Genomic DNA, 15,540 nt, shown 5'->3' on the forward strand with positions numbered 1-15,540 from the left:
CCGCAGTTCGCTTGTGAAGCTTGTGGAGCCGCCATGTACCCTCGCTATTACAAAGGAGTTCATGGGTTTGAGTATCGGATATCAGATGTGAGGAACTAAAAGGACCGCGCTAGCGGTTTTTCTTATTATCTGAAGCAAGTCTCACTTTATACCTACATGAACGGCTGCAATACCGCCGGTTAGTTCAAAATACTGGACATTGCTTAAGCCATGGTTTTCAAATATTACAGCTATATCTTTCTGGTGAGGATAGTCTTTGAGGGACTGCGGCAGCCAGCTATAAAATCCGTCGGCGCCGACTTTAAGTTTGCCGAGCAACGGCAGGATCTGTTCAAAATAAAAATAATAGAGCTGTTTTAAGACTGGGGCAGTCGGCTTAGCAAGTTCTAGGGATATAACTGTGCCGCCGGGGCGAGTCACGCGGCACATCTCAGCAAGGGCTTTATTTATATCAGGGAGATTACGTAGACCGAAGCCGGTTATAGCACAGTTAAATTCATTGTCGGGAAATGGAAGGGCTAGTGCATTACCCTGTACTAAAGTGATTACTTCCTTAACAGGTGACTTACTAATGTTTTTTTCTGCTATGTCCAGCATGGCCTTGCAAAAGTCGAGCCCGATTACTTGGCCGGCAGGGCTGACTTGGGCGGCTAGACCAAGCGTTAACTTGCCGGTACCGCAGCAGACATCAAGAACTTTATTGCCCGGCTGTAATTCAGCTTTTTGGAGTGCAAATCTGCGCCAGTATCTATCTTGATTACAACTGAGCATGCTGTTCATAAAATCATAATGACTGCAAATAGCAGTAAATAATTTATGGACAAACTGTTCTTTGTTAGTAGTGAGATGTTTCATAGAGTTTTCTCCTAATATTTCTTTACGCAGTAATAGTATAGACTAAAATTTGCTAAAGAAGAACATGAGTCTTTTTGGTCGCAGTCTAAAAACAATATGTAGGGGCTATATTAATAATGTATAATAGGAAGGGCACTATTATTAGGTGCCTGCTGAACTCGCAAAGTTCGGCCAGCTTAGCAGGAAGATATCGCTATGTGCTGAACATATATAGAGGAGGGAGTGGCACTAATGAATGGAATATTACATAAAATAGAAATAAAAGTAAAACATGGTGAAAGATTGACAAAGGAAGAAGGTTTAGCCCTTTTTGCCTGTGATAATCTGGCTTGGTTGGGTTATTTAGCTGATATTGCGAGACAGCGTATTAGCGGTGATTATGTTTATTATAATGTCAATAGACATATAAATCTTACCAATATCTGCACATCTCGCTGTAAGTTCTGCGCGTTTGGTTGTGACAAGGACAGTGGACAAGCTTATGAGATGAGTAAGGAGCGGGCGCTCAAAATAGCAAAAGCTGCCGCTCAAGACCCCGATCTTAGAGAACTACATATCGTCAGCGGACTGCATCCAGACTGGCCGTTTGAGTATTATGTAGATATTATAAAGTCTTTACGGACAGAATTGCCGCATATCCATCTGAAGGCGTTTACAGCAATTGAAATCTGCCATTTCGCCAAAATATCAGGAAAATCAGTAAAAACAGTTCTGGCCACTTTACAGGATGCCGGTATGCACTCAATGCCAGGCGGCGGGGCTGAGATATTATCAGACAGAGTACGCAAGGAACTTTGTCCGGAAAAAGCTAGCGCCGGCGAGTGGCTTGAGACTGTCCGTACTGCGCATCAGATGGGGATTCGTTCTAATGCCAGTATGCTGTACGGACATATCGAAACGTTAGAGGAGCGCGTCGACCATTTGATTTCTCTCCGGACATTACAGGATGAGACAGGTGGCTTTCAAACCTTTATTTGTTTCCCGTTCCATCCGGGAAACACTGTTCTCGAAGGGAAGATAACTCGCGGCTCAGTATGGGACGATCTCAAGACTATGGCAATATCGCGGCTAATGCTTGATAACTTTAGAAATATAAAGGCCTACTGGATTATGCTGACGCTGCCAGTTGCTCAGTTGGCGCTTGGCTTTGGTGCTAATGATATTGATGGTACAGTAAGCGAGGAAAAGATAATGCATGCCGCCGGGGCGAAATCGGCAAAATCTTTGGATAAGGAAACCTTGATCAGCACAATAAGACAAGCCGGACGTATTCCGGTAGAACGCGATTCGATGTATAACATAGTGAAAGTGTTGTAAAGCAATAGTCAGCCTGATATAGCGTCAGGCTGACTATCTATGTAAAATCAGGCTTATATGTTATAATTTTCCTAGAGAGAACATAATATATTTTAGGGGCTAGGAATGGGGGGAGACAAATTTTTATGAAGGCGCTAGTAGCCATATTTGTACTATTTAACGCCGGGTACTTTTATTTTAGACTGCCAGTCTTGGCTTTCGGGTTTACCGATTGGTCGGTACCGATTATAGCTTTAGGGTTGGTATTTTTAATTGTGCCGCTTTTGACGCTGCTCAGTAAGTTTCGGGATATGGTTGAAGGAACTGTATGGGGCGAAATTCTGATAAGAATGTTTCTTCAGATTTTCACTAAAGAACAGCAACGGCAAAATGTTATTAATATCAGCCAGTACCAGAAGTACGGCTGGCTGGTAGGAAAGTACCGTGGCCTGGCAATATCAGCTGGTTTGCTGCTGGCAATCGGTGTTGCCAATACTACCCTGCTGCCCCTATTAACATCGGTACCGCTTTTTTACCATCAATCCTACCGTAATTTACTTGGCGAGGTTAAGGAAAGCTCTTTCTCTTCCGATGTTGAACCAATAAATCTGTCACAGATTCGCATAGTGGATGAGGAGACCGCCATTAAGCTGGCCGAGAAACAAATCGGGGAGGTTCCGGCTCTCGGCAGTGAAGTACAGTTGGGTGAAATGGAATTGCAGAAAGTCAACAATAAGCTCTATTATGTGGGGCCGCTTGAACATCGGGGTATATTTCAATGGATTTCTAATCATAGCCGTGGCAGTAAGGGCTATGTTATGGTTTCGGCGACCAACCCACAAGATGTTCGTCTGGTACAAAATATCGGCGGTCGGGATATCTATCTAAAATATCAGACCAAGGGCTTTGTAATGGATTACTTACCGCGGTATTTATATTTTAACGGCATTATTAATGTGGGTATGGCGGATTTTTCGTTTGAGGTTGATGATGAATTAAACCCGTACTGGGTTGTGACATTGTATAAGAATAAAGTCGGCTACAGCGGGGGGGACGCGGTAGGTGTAGTAACCGTTAATGCTGAGAATGGTCAGATTAATCGCTATTCGCTTGATAACATCCCCAAGTGGATTGACCGTGTACAGCCCGAAGCCTTTGTCTATAACCAAATCAGAGATTGGGGTCATTATGTAAATGGTTTTTTGAATACCTTATTTGCCAAAACCGGGACATTAAAGCCGACAGACCAAAGCGTGCATTTGATTTACGGTAATGATGACAGTGTTTATTGGTATACCGGTATTACATCATATGGTAAAGATGAAAGCACGGTAGGTTTTATCCTGGTTAATTCGCGCACTAAAGAGGCAAAGTGGTATAAGGTAGCCGGCGCTAATGAAACAAGCGCCTGTAAGTCGGCAGAAGGCCAGGTTCAAGAAAAGGGTTACCGGGCTGGCTATCCTATCTTATATAATATTAACAGCGTTCCGACTTATATAGCTCCCCTTAAGGACAAGGAAGGTCTGTTGAAATCGGTAGCATTTATTTCAGTAGAAAACTATAACCTTGTCGGCGTCGGCCCTGACATCGAGAGTGCCATGCGCTCATACCGGGTAAGCTTAGCCAGCCGGGGTAATCTGTTTATCCCGGACAACGAGATCCAGCAAGTTACCCTAAATGGACGTATTACCAGAATTTCTTCCGCTGTAAAGGGTGGAGAATCATATATTTACTTTATGCTTGAAGGCGATAAGCGTATCTTCATCGGGCTGGCAAATACATCGCCTAAGCTGCCGTTGGCGCAAGTTGGTGATGCCATAACAGTGATTTTCAATGATAATGGTGAAAGCACAGTTAATATCAATGAATTCCAAGGCGAAAGCTATTAGCGGGTGAAAGATGAAGTCTAATAAACACAAAGCAACAGTAACGCTAGGAATAGTGTCCGTCGGTTTTTTAGTTAGTTACCCGTTCAGCAATACTTTTGTGGGGGGGCTGGTGACCAGCGGCTGTCAAGCCGCTTTGGTTGGCGGCCTTGCCGACTGGTTTGCCGTTACAGCGCTGTTTAAAAAGCCGCTGGGGATACCTTACCGAACGGCGCTCATTGCCCGTAATCGGGAAAGAATATTTACGGCGCTAATGGATATGGTCGAAAATGAGCTCATAACCAAAGATAATATAATTCGCGAACTAGACCGATATGATTTTGCCGGTTTTCTTATTCAATATCTTGAGGAGCATGGCGGTAAAGACGATATAAAGGCCATTGTACGCAAAATTAGTATTGATTTGATTGAGCAGGCGGAGCCAACCGAGCTGGGGCAGATTATTGACAGAATGATTAAGACCAATGCTGACCAAATAAAGGCTGCGCCGCTGGTTGTACAAGCTATTGAGTGGTCGGTAAAAAACGGCTATGTCGATAGGCTTGTAGATTTTGTTTTAAATGAACTAACCCGAATTACCGAACATCCGCAGATGTGCATTGAGATAGCAAGAATTATTAAACAGGCGAAAAAGGCCTACGAACACGATATGGCAGGCCGGCAGCTAGTATCAGCGCTTCTTAATATTTCAATTGACAGCCTTGCGCTTATGGTCCAGCAAAAGCTTACTGTTTTTCTTGGAGATCTTAAAAACCCAACCAATCCGCTGCGCATTCGCATAAAAGATTGGCTGGAAGGCTTAGCTGAAAGTTTGAAGGAAGATGATGATTTTCAGGCTAAGATAGAGGAATGGAAAGCAGCTTTTTCTGCCAAAATTGATATAGCGGCACTAATTTCGGAGCTCCTTAACGGTTTACGCCAGTCAGGGGCGAATGTTGGAGGACTGCTCCGGCTTACGCGCTGGTTTAGTTATAAGTTTGATAATTTGATTGCAGATTTTAAAGCTAACTCCAGTCAGCAGGAGAAAGTCGATAAAGCTTTTAAACAGCTAATTAATCAGCTTGTGGAGAGGCATCACCATCAAATCGGCCTCACGGTTAAAACGGCACTTGATAAGTATAGCAACGCAATGTTGGTAGAGTTTATTGAAAGCAAGGCCGGCAATGATCTGCAAATGATAAGAATAAACGGGTCAGTAGTTGGCGGAATTGTTGGCATGCTGATCTTTTTAGTCACGTACTGGTTGTAGGTGGTGAGCTATGAAGAATCGAAGAATTGCTAATGCCACACTGGCTGCCGTTGCTGTGCTTTTTGGAGTGGTTTTGCTAATTCGCTATCAATACTATGACAATTTAATGCTTAAAGCTTTATATATTGTTCTGGAAGCCGCCCTAATCGGAGGAGTGGCAGATTGGTTTGCCGTAACCGCGTTATTCGAGAAGCCATTGGGTTTCCCTTGGCATACCGCTATCATTCCGCGTAATCGCGGTAAAATTATTGAAGCTTTAACAAATACCGTACAAAATGAGCTGTTAAGTAAGGAATCGATTAAAGAGCGATTAGCCGATATTCATATCGTTAGGTTATTTGTTACTTGGATTGAAGAACGAAATGGCAAAAGGGCGCTTGCAGAGATGACGGCCGATTATGCTCGGCGGGTGATCTTTAGCCTAGATGCCCGAGCAGCAGCCCAGTCACTCGAAAGACTGCTTAAAAGCAAGTGGCAGGAGGTCTATCTCTCAGCTTTATTAAGCAGGCTTGTCCGTCTGTTTCTCCAAAAACAAGGCGATGAAAAGTTGATTGATTTTTTGCTTAACGAAATTATTCGAATAGTTGAGACGCCCAAAACCCGGGTCATGATTCATAATTACTTAGAGAAGTACTCCAATGAGGTTGCTGACGCCTGGTGGAAACAACTGATCAAAAACGTTCTCGAAGCCGTTGACGCTGTTAATATTGCTGAAGCAGCAGCTGTGCTCCAAACAAATATTATAAATGAGCTGCATAACATAGAAAAGCCGGATCATCCTTTACGTCAGCTAATCCGGACGCGGCTACAGGATTTGGCCGACAGGATGGAAGATGACCCTGAACTGGCTGCAACAATTAAGGAATGGCAGAGCGGGCTGGCAGAACGAATTCGACTCGAGGATGTATTGACCGAGCTTATTGAGCTGGCTTTAGCCTGGGAGCGGCGGTCCATTGATGAAACACAACGTTCACAGGTTGCTGATTGGGTTTTAAGTCAAGTGTCCAAGTACTGGGAAGTATTTAAGCAGGATAATGAACTTCAGGATTGGTTAGAGAAGTATGCAAAAGAGGCGTTGCATGAAATAATCGAATCTGAACATTATCTGGTTGGTACAATAACCAGCAACGCTTTAAGCATTCTTACTGATAAAAAGTTAGCTGAATTTATTGATGATAAAGCCGGTGAAGATTTGCAGTGGATTCGGATTAATGGTTCAGTCGTAGGCGGTTTTGTCGGGCTAGTACTGTTTTTGTTCCTGCAGTTCTTTTATGATCCGTATGTCGTGCCGGCATTACGCAGCTTGCTGTAGGGGGAAGCTATATGGAAAAAGTGCTGACCTTTATTATAATTATGTTTATTTCGGTATGCGAGGCTGCTGATATGCTTATGAAATTTTTTTACGATAGATTTTTTGGTGGTACGCGGTAGAATTTAAACCTCAAAAAGCATAGGATAGTAAAGCTTAAAAAAACTGGATTTTGGGATAGCTATAGGGAGGTTAAATATGCCGGTAGGACTAGTTGGTGTTGGACGTATGGGTAAGGCCCTGACAGCTAAATTGGCTGGACATATAGAACTTGTACTATTTGACCGGGATAATACCGAGCTTATTGCGGTAGCAGGAGAATATAATACAAAAATATCTGAGAGCCTTGAAGATATAGCCGCTATAGGCACAGTCATCTTAGCAGTACCTGACCGCGAAGTAATCAGCTGTATTAAGGTCTTCAATCGATTGCCCCAGCCATTGACAGTAATAAATATAGCTACTAATGTTGACAGGCATGTCCTGCGGGAGACAGCAGGCCGAAACGTCAAATGCATTAGTGCTAAGATTATCGGGCAGGCTGATGAGATGATGGCCGGGCAGCGTCCGGTTATTATGGTAGATGATCATCCGGTCGAAATGGTAGCCGCTACGGCTGAAATCTTCAGCAAGGTTGGTGATGTTATAATCGGCAGGGCAGATCTGGTAGCACAAATTAACCGCATGGCCGCGGAAAAAGTACTAACGGCAGCCGTCACTATCGAGGAAACGCTCCGTAGGCAAAACATTACTGACCAAGCAATTATCAATAATGCCATTGGCCAAGTGGCTGTAGGCATATTAAAAGCCTATGCCAACTCAAATCTAGGTCCCTTTGCCCGTGAGATTGTTCAGCAGGTTAGAACCAAGTTAAGAACACCGTACGACAAAAAGTAATTTTTAATCGTAGACATAAGGAAAAAACGAGATGTCACGCCACTGCGAGCGAGGCGGGCGATCTCGGCTTTTTGCAAACAAACTAAACGGCTGTACTGCCCATACTGGCAGCACAGCCGTTCTAGTTTATCTACTATATTTATTTTTCACCATTGAAATGAAATATTTATGGATCCGGTCGTCATCGGTAAGCTCAGGGTGAAATGCCGTTACCAGCAAATTGTCTTGACGGGCAATTACTACCTTGCCATTAACTTCAGCCATTACCTGAACATGAGGTCCTACGCTCTCAATATATGGCGCGCGGATAAAGACAGCTTTAACAGGCTCATCGCCAAATTCCGGTACGTTAAGATCAGCCTCAAAGCTTTCTCGCTGACGGCCAAACGCATTGCGCTGGACTACGCCATCCAGTAAGCCTAAGCGGGGCTGATTGCTGCCGACAATATCTTTGCACAACAGAATCATGCCGGCGCATGTCCCATAGATAGCCATACCTTGGCTGGCTCTGGTTTTGATTTTGTCCATCAAGCCCCATTCAACCATCAGTTTTCCAATGGTAGTGCTTTCGCCGCCTGGGATAATCAGGCCCTCAATTTCGTCAAGTTCTTCCGGCTTTCTTATTTCGACTGCTAGCGCCCCGCACCGTTCAAGCATGCGACGGTGTTCACGAAAAGCGCCTTGCAGGGCTAGTACCCCGATTTTCACTAGTAATGCCTTCTTTCTCTGATTACCAACCGCGTTCCTGCATGCGTTCATTAGCAGGAATGGTAGATATTTCAATACCGACCATCGGTTCACCGAGATCTTTTGATACTTCAGCCAGTACTTTAGGATCGTTGTAATAAGTGGTAGCAGCGACAATTGCCTTAGCCCGTTTAGCCGGATCACCTGATTTGAAAATACCGGAGCCAACAAAAATACCGTCGCAGCCAAGCTGCATCATAAGCGCTGCATCAGCTGGAGTTGCAATACCGCCGGCCGCGAAATTAACTACTGGCAGACGGCCGAGCTTCTTAGTCTCCATTACCAGCTCAAGCGGAGCCGCAATATTTTTAGCAAATGCTGCAACCTCTTCAACCGGCAGGTTTCGGAGCAACCTAATTTCACTCATAACCATGCGGATATGCTTAACAGCTTCTACAACATTACCGGTGCCGGGTTCGCCTTTTGTACGGATCATGGCAGCACCTTCAGCGATACGGCGGAGGGCTTCGCCGAGATTTTTTGCGCCGCAGACAAACGGAACTTTAAAATTATGCTTATTGATATGGAACTTATCGTCAGCCGGAGTGAGAACTTCACTCTCATCTATGTAATCAGCACCTAATGATTCAAGAATCTGGGCTTCTACAAAATGTCCGATCCGGGCTTTGGCCATAACAGGAATTGAAACGGCATCCATAATGCGCTGAACAATGGTCGGATCAGCCATTCTGGCAACGCCGCCGGCGGCGCGAATATCGGCCGGTACCCTTTCCAAAGCCATTACTGCACAAGCCCCAGCATCTTCGGCAATCTTTGCCTGTTCGGGAGTGGTAACGTCCATTATAACGCCGCCTTTAAGCATTTCGGCCAAGCCGGCTTTTACGCGAAAAGTACCTTGCTGCATGGTAAACCTCCTATATAGCTAACAAATTACTCAATATTATAACCATGAGTTAGTGAATTAGTCCGGAAGAGACATGTATCACTTATCAGGGGTACAACGACTTCAGTCATTAAAAAGGCGGTGAGCTGCATGACATGTCGGGCCAACATAGGAATTGAGCGGAAAACCATGTTTAATGGCACTGGTAATGAATGTTTTCGCTTGCTCAATGGCTTCGCGGACCGATAGTCCTTTAGCCAGTCCGGCTGTAATTGCGGCCGAAGATGTACAGCCTGCACCATGAGTGTAGGTTGTATCAATTTTAGGCGATTCTAAGGTTACAAAATCTTTGCCATCATACAGGAGGTCGATAGCTGTTGCTGTGCCTAGTTTTGCGCCGCCTTTTATGAATACATTTTTAGCGCCGAGCTCATGAATTTTTACAGCGGCATTTTTCATATCTTCGACGGATTTTATACTGATACCGCTCAATTGGCTAGCCTCAAAGATATTAGGCGTAATTACAGTAGCACGGGGTACTAGGTATTCCCGGATTCCAATAGCAGATTCCGGATTTAGGACTTCATCGGTTCCCTTACAAACCATAACCGGGTCAATGACTACACTTTTCACTTTATATTGGTCGAGCTTTTTAGTTACAAGGTTAATGATTTCAACAGTACCCAGCATTCCGGTTTTTATAGCATCAACCCCGATGCCGTTTAGAACGGTTTCCAATTGTGCTTCTAATGTTTCCAGCGGCAGCGGATAAATATCATGGGACCAATTATTGTGCGGATTTTGAGCAACTATGACGGTGAGAGCTGTCATTCCGTAAACCCCAAACTCCTGGAATGTTTTTAAATCGGCTTGCATGCCAGCGCCGCCGCTTGTGTCCGATCCAGCGATTGTAAGTGCTTTGTAATTTGTCATATCAGATTCCTCCTAAGTAAGTATCTTAAGCTGTTTTTTGACATTTGATAAAAAATGTATAGCCTATAAACATGTTTGTATTATAAAATGAATCTGATACTTTTAAAATATACAGAATGCGCATTTATGACTAGGACAGTTTGGAGGAAGACGATGACAGATTTAATTTTTCTTGATTCTAACGGCAGCAGCCCTTTGTATATGCAGCTCTATGAGTATTTTAAAGCCGAGATTGAACAGCATAAACTAGCTGAGAACGAAAAATTACCCTCTATTCGGAATCTTGCCAATAGTATTTCTGTTAGTAAGGCAACGGTTGAAAAGGCATATCAGCAGTTAATGTGTGAAGGATATATTAACAACCGGAATAGGGCTTGTTATGTTGTCAATAAGCTGGAAGAAACAATAGTAAAACCGGTGTATACCGCAGGAAAGCCCAAGACCAGTGAACTGACCGATAATTGCAAACCTAGATATGATTTTGCTAGCGGTGAGATGGATTTAAATGGTTTTGATTTTTCGGTGTGGCGGCGCTATGTTAATAAAGTTCTTGCAAATAAAGAACGGCTTTTTGGGTATGGCCACAGCAAAGGAGAAACTGAACTGCGCAAGCAAATTGGCCGCTATGTTCGGTCGCGAGGTGTTGAATGCCACTATGAACAAATTATTATTGGTCCCGGGGTGCAAAGTCTTTTAAATACCCTTTGCAGTCTGCTCAAGCCTACGCATAGCAGTATTGCTTTTGAGGAACCCGGTTTTACTACCGGTCGGCGCGTTTGGCATAACTGGGGCTATACTATTGTCCCGGTACAAATGAGAAAAGAAGGTATTGATATAAGAGAACTGGCGCAAAGTGAGACCAGAGCTGTCTATTTAACTCCTTCTCACCAGTTTCCGACCGGGTACATTATGCCGGTCGGCGAACGGATGCGGCTGCTTGCCTGGGCGCAGCAGAACGATGCCGTTATCATTGAGGACGATTATGACAGCGAATTTCGGTATTTCGGACGGCCGATCCCGGCAATGAAAGGGCTTGACAGTGGCGGCAATGTTGTATATCTTGGCTCCTTTTCAAAAGTTATTCCACCGTCTTTACGAATAAGCTATATGATCCTTCCAGACCGCTTGCTGGAGCTTTATGAGCGAAATGCGGCTCTGTATAATCAAGCTGTATCTACGATTGAACAGTTAACCTTAGCCCAATATATGGCTGACGGCCATTTAGAACGGCAAATCCGACGACTGCGCAAATTGTACTATGAAAAGAAAATGCAGTTTATTGACACTATTCAACGGGTTTTCAGCAATCAGGTGGCCATTCAGGATAATGAATCAGGTCTCTTTATCGTATTGACTGTTAAACGCCCGGGGACCTCTCAAGATATATTCTTGAAAGCGATGCAGCATGGATGTCAGGTTGCGCCCATCCAGAATTACTATTGGGAGACGGTGCAAGAGAGTTTCCCCCGGGTTATATTGTACTTTTCGAAAATACCGGTCCATGAAATGGAAGAAGCGATAAAGCTTCTGAAAAAAGCTTGGTTCGAAGAATAATAACAAAAAGTTATTCCCCACACATCGCGGCGGCGATGGCGGCACCGACACCGGAGCCATCTTTAATTAATCCTGCCGACATTTTATTAGTAGCTGACTTACCGCATAGCGCTAAAAGTGTTGCCTGAATAGCCCGGGCATAGCCAGGCATTTTTTCATATAGCGAACCATCGATAGCAATATGATGGCGGCGCTCAAGCCGGGGGTCGACGCGACGCAGTACTCCGTAAAAAGTGGCGGCGGCGAGCTGGGCCGACCGTGTTCGTAGTAAGGCTGCCGCTTGTTGTATTGCAGCTTGTTCAGCAACGTTAAGCCTAGAAGTCAAGTCTATCGGTATATCGGCAATTAGTAGGGAAAGGTCTTGTGCCGTTATAGAATAAGGTATATCCAGCCGTTCCGACTCCCCAATAGGCAGCTTCTTACTTGCAATTAAATCTCTAATAATCAGCCGCAGCAACTCGCCAAGATAATGACCGGAAACACTTTTCTCCAAAAGCTGCTGCCCGGGTTTTTCGCTATTGGCATCAAGCTCCTTATCATACCTAGTAAGGGGCAGTTTATCGAAGTTACCGGACTCCATGTTGATAATCATGGGTGCGGAATAATGAATAGACTCAAGATAAGCGGTATTGTGACCGGTGCCGCAGATGGAGCCGATATCGGTATCGGGGTTTAGATAAGCCGAGGTCAGCAGCGTACCGACGGTATCGTTGATGACGGCTGCTGGACGAATGTTTCTCAGACCCCGGCGTTTTAAAGCGTCCTTTAAAAGGTCGGTGACGTTGGCGTTTTCTACGCCGGCAGTTTTAAGTTCTTTGGTCCAAGAAATTAAAACTGCTTCATTGATATAAGTCTGACGGCTGGGAAACGAAAAAGTATGGCCAAGCAGGATGATATCGTTTGAAGGGGCTATGTGAGCTATCTCCCCGGCGATGTAATCGAAGAGCTTTTCCGCATCTACGTTAGCGGCAGTATAATCATAATTATTAGTTCTAAGCGGCGATTGGCGATTTCTAACTACAGCGTACCGCCTATTGCCGTATAGCTCAATTAGCGCAACGCGGATATTAGTGCCGCCAAAATCAAGAGCTAGGTAAGTACCTCGCTCAGTGCCGGTTGGCGTAGATAAATAGGAGGGCAGCATTTTGAGCGGACTAGGCTTTTGGGCTAAGCCGTCAGCCATCGCCGTTGCGAAGTCAGCGGTAAGCTGCTGAAGCTGTTCAAGCTTAAGCTTAAATAAATCATGAAGCATAAAAAAACCTCCTATTATATGATAATATCTACTTATTAGGGGTAAACAAGCCAATTGGGAGGGAGCAGCGTGAAGGTTGCAGTAACCAAAGTTGATTCATATAACGAGACTTTAGTTGCCCAGGGCATTAGCCACGCATTAAAACAACTAGGTGGAATTAATAACTTTGTCAGCCCGGGAGATAGGGTGCTGATTAAGCCCAATATGCTGGAGGGTATGCCGCCAGCCAAAGCGACTACGACCCATCCAGAAGTAGTAAGGGCAGTTATCCGCCAAGTTAAGTCAGCCGGGGGACTGCCAATTATCGGCGATTCACCAGGCATCAATGGTACGAAGAAGGTTGCAGAACAATGCGGGATATTGGAGATATGCCGGCAAGAGGATGTTGAACTGTATGAATTCCAAAAGACCAGCGAATACGCCTATCCCCAAGGTCTAACCCTTAAGCGGTTTACCTTGTGTGATGTGCTGGAAAAGGTTGATAAAGTCATTTCGGTCGCCAAGATGAAGACTCATTCCTTCATGGGGATTACCGGTGCTGTCAAGAACCTCTTTGGCTTATTTGTCGGAACGGATAAAGCTCAGTTTCATTTACGAATGAAGGCTAGGCATGATTTTGCCGGAATGCTGGTTGATTTAACGGGCTTAGTAAAACCCGTTCTTTCCATCGTCGACGGTATAACCGGTATGGAAGGCAATGGGCCGCGGAACGGGCAGCCGCGTTACGCCGGGATTATACTGGCAGGTGCCAATGCTTTTGCTGTCGATTTAGTAATGGCGAGAATTATGGGTTTCGAGGCTGAAAAGATGCCGGTAGCTGCCCGCGCACTTGCGGCCGGACTGGCACCCCGGCTTGAAGATATTGAAGTTATCGGTAGTGGAAAAAGTGTCAAATTGGAGTTTAAGCAGCCATATACGCTTGAATCGATTGAAGGTCGACTGCCAAGTAGGTTGGTAAAGCTAGGGCAGGAACAGTTAACCCAAAAACCGCAGATTGCTAACTCCTGTATCGGGTGCGCACGCTGTGCCCAGCACTGTCCGCCTGATGCTATAAAGATAGTCAACAACCGGGCGGTCATTGACTATCAAAAATGTATAAGGTGTTATTGCTGCCAGGAATTGTGTCCGGCGGATGCCGTTAAGCTTAAGTCGGGTTTTTTGTTGAAAACGGTAAGAAAATTAACCAAACATTAATCCCCGAAATACTTCTTAGGCAGTAATACATGTTCGCATAAAATACAGAGTAGCATACCGGCTAAGAAACCATTGCTAAAGATGTATCTAAGCCAGTCAGGCAGGGTGGAAAATGCCGTCGATGGCAGGGTGAAAATCCCCGTTCCGACTAATACCGGGATGCCGATTACAAAAATAGTGCGGCCGGCCATGTTTAAGCGGGCGTAATCTTGCAAGCCAAATCCAAGCATCTGGCAGAACGAAGCCAAGAGCACAGCATAGCCGACCGGAGCGGGAATGGAGCTAAGAAAACCGGCTATGGCAGGTATTACTCCCATCAGCATCATAATAACCGAAAATAAAATAAACGGGCCTTTGGCGCCGACGCCTGTCAAGCTGACCAGACCGGCGCTGGCTGAATAGGGAACAAGGCCGATGGTGGCTCCAAGGCCGGATAATATATCGCCGATGCCTGTGAAGGCCACACCCTTATCATGGTTTTTCTTTGGTATCTTAATTTCAAGCGTCCGTTCCATGGCCAGAACACTGGCAACTGAATTAGAAAGTACCAAAATACCGGTCAAGATTGATATCAGGGTAATAGCCGGATCGAAAGTCGGCGTTCCCCAAGCTAACAGGGGCGGGAGTTCAACCGAAACAGTGCTGATACTGATTTCCGGCGAAATACCGATAATAGCTGCTGTAATCCATCCGACGACAGTGCCTATTAAAATAGCCAGGCTGCGGATAAAACCGCGCGCTTTGAGATTGACTACGATAACAGTTGTAATAACGAGCAGTGACACCACAAGGGATTGAAAGTCGATTGCCCCGTCCGAACCGGTAATACCAAGCATACCACGTACAAAGGAACCGGATAACTGAAGGGCCAGCAGAACCAGGACGGTGCCCGTTACCGCTGGCGTAAACAACTTAAGGGCTTTGCTCATTAAACCGGTATAACCTAATATAACAAGGACAAGCCCGGCAACAAGCATGCCGCCTTCGAGATCAGACCGCAGCACTGCTAAATCCTTACCCATAGCGGGGGCCATTATTCCTAGTGTAACGAATATCCCCCACCACATACCGGCAGGCCCTTCAATGATGGGTAACCGGTGGCCAAACATTATTTGCAAAATAGATGCCAGTGAAGCAAAAAACATTACCCGCTGCGTCAAACCGGCAATACCGGCTTGGTCGAGCCCGAGGGCTGCACCGACAACAATCGGAACTACTGATACGTTTACAAGGTTGAAGGCCAGCCATTGCAGAGAATAGAGGAAAGAGCGTCCAGCCGGCACATGGTCATTTACATTATAAAGAATTGGCATAAGATATCCTTTCGTTAGGTGGGTTAAATCTCTGAATAAAAATGTGGTAATTTGTAGTCAGAGCCTCGCTTTTTGGTAAAGCTATTACCAGGAGGTGATAGGGCGATGAAGTGTCCAAAGTGTAATGCCGAATTTTCCAGTGAGCTTTCGCCACGTAATCGGGAGGATGACAAAAACAAAGATAAAGAAAAACCACAATGTCCTACTTGAG

Annotated in this window: 13 protein-coding genes; 7 read left to right on the top strand and 6 right to left on the bottom strand. The window is 45.1% G+C overall.

The annotated features are described in order from the left end of the window. Positions 1-141 precede the first annotated feature (141 nt). Complete coding sequence (locus GX348_12120) at positions 142-855, bottom strand: demethylmenaquinone methyltransferase (GenBank protein NLP42903.1); 714 nt, start codon at positions 853-855, stop codon at positions 142-144. A 231-nt stretch (positions 856-1,086) separates the two neighbouring features. Between GX348_12120 and mqnE the strand changes: the two genes are divergently transcribed. The 5 genes from mqnE (at position 1,087) to GX348_12145 (ending at position 7,492) form a co-directional block, all read left to right on the top strand. Then, a complete protein-coding gene (mqnE, locus tag GX348_12125; GenBank protein NLP42904.1) occupies positions 1,087-2,172 on the top strand; it encodes an aminofutalosine synthase MqnE in 1,086 nt (361 codons plus the stop codon). Positions 2,173-2,297: 125 nt separating this feature from the next. Continuing rightward, entirely contained in the window at positions 2,298-4,040 is a 1,743-nt protein-coding gene (locus GX348_12130; protein NLP42905.1) for a hypothetical protein, read from the top strand. A gap of 10 nt (positions 4,041-4,050) precedes the next feature. Next, on the top strand, positions 4,051-5,286 hold the full coding sequence (locus GX348_12135; GenBank protein ID NLP42906.1) for a DUF445 domain-containing protein: 1,236 nt from the start codon (positions 4,051-4,053) through the stop codon (positions 5,284-5,286). 10 nt (positions 5,287-5,296) lie between these two features. Then, on the top strand, positions 5,297-6,598 hold the full coding sequence (locus GX348_12140) for a DUF445 domain-containing protein (protein ID NLP42907.1): 1,302 nt from the start codon (positions 5,297-5,299) through the stop codon (positions 6,596-6,598). Positions 6,599-6,793: 195 nt separating this feature from the next. After that, positions 6,794-7,492 (top strand): NAD(P)-binding domain-containing protein, encoded by a 699-nt coding sequence (locus GX348_12145; protein NLP42908.1) that lies wholly within the window; start codon positions 6,794-6,796, stop codon positions 7,490-7,492. Between the two features lie 126 nt (positions 7,493-7,618). Here the strand turns inward: GX348_12145 and pdxT are convergent, their stop codons facing one another. From pdxT to pdxK, 3 genes are all read right to left on the bottom strand, one after another. Next, positions 7,619-8,200: a pyridoxal 5'-phosphate synthase glutaminase subunit PdxT gene (gene pdxT / locus GX348_12150; protein ID NLP42909.1), complete on the bottom strand. Its 582-nt coding sequence runs from the start codon at positions 8,198-8,200 to the stop codon at positions 7,619-7,621. 22 nt (positions 8,201-8,222) lie between these two features. Next, positions 8,223-9,104, bottom strand: coding sequence for a pyridoxal 5'-phosphate synthase lyase subunit PdxS (gene pdxS / locus GX348_12155; GenBank protein ID NLP42910.1), 882 nt, complete (start codon positions 9,102-9,104; stop codon positions 8,223-8,225). A 102-nt stretch (positions 9,105-9,206) separates the two neighbouring features. Further along, entirely contained in the window at positions 9,207-10,016 is an 810-nt protein-coding gene (gene pdxK, locus GX348_12160) for a pyridoxine/pyridoxal/pyridoxamine kinase (protein NLP42911.1), read from the bottom strand. 153 nt (positions 10,017-10,169) lie between these two features. On the opposite strand from pdxK, the gene GX348_12165 reads away from it, so the two are divergent. Beyond that, positions 10,170-11,570 (top strand): PLP-dependent aminotransferase family protein, encoded by a 1,401-nt coding sequence (locus GX348_12165; GenBank protein ID NLP42912.1) that lies wholly within the window; start codon positions 10,170-10,172, stop codon positions 11,568-11,570. A gap of 10 nt (positions 11,571-11,580) precedes the next feature. Here the strand turns inward: GX348_12165 and GX348_12170 are convergent, their stop codons facing one another. Beyond that, the gene (locus GX348_12170) at positions 11,581-12,822 is read right to left on the bottom strand and encodes a hexokinase (GenBank protein NLP42913.1); all 1,242 of its coding nucleotides are present in this window, start codon (positions 12,820-12,822) and stop codon (positions 11,581-11,583) included. Positions 12,823-12,891: 69 nt separating this feature from the next. Between GX348_12170 and GX348_12175 the strand changes: the two genes are divergently transcribed. Beyond that, complete coding sequence (locus GX348_12175; GenBank protein ID NLP42914.1) at positions 12,892-14,016, top strand: DUF362 domain-containing protein; 1,125 nt, start codon at positions 12,892-12,894, stop codon at positions 14,014-14,016. Here the strand turns inward: GX348_12175 and GX348_12180 are convergent. Continuing rightward, positions 14,013-15,329 (bottom strand): purine/pyrimidine permease, encoded by a 1,317-nt coding sequence (locus GX348_12180; protein NLP42915.1) that lies wholly within the window; start codon positions 15,327-15,329, stop codon positions 14,013-14,015. The two genes, GX348_12175 and GX348_12180, sit on opposite strands and share 4 nt — an antisense overlap. Positions 15,330-15,540 lie beyond the last annotated feature (211 nt).

This window comes from Veillonellaceae bacterium (genome assembly GCA_012523975.1).
In the GTDB taxonomy this organism is placed as follows: domain Bacteria; phylum Bacillota; class Negativicutes; order JAAYSF01; family JAAYSF01; genus JAAYSF01.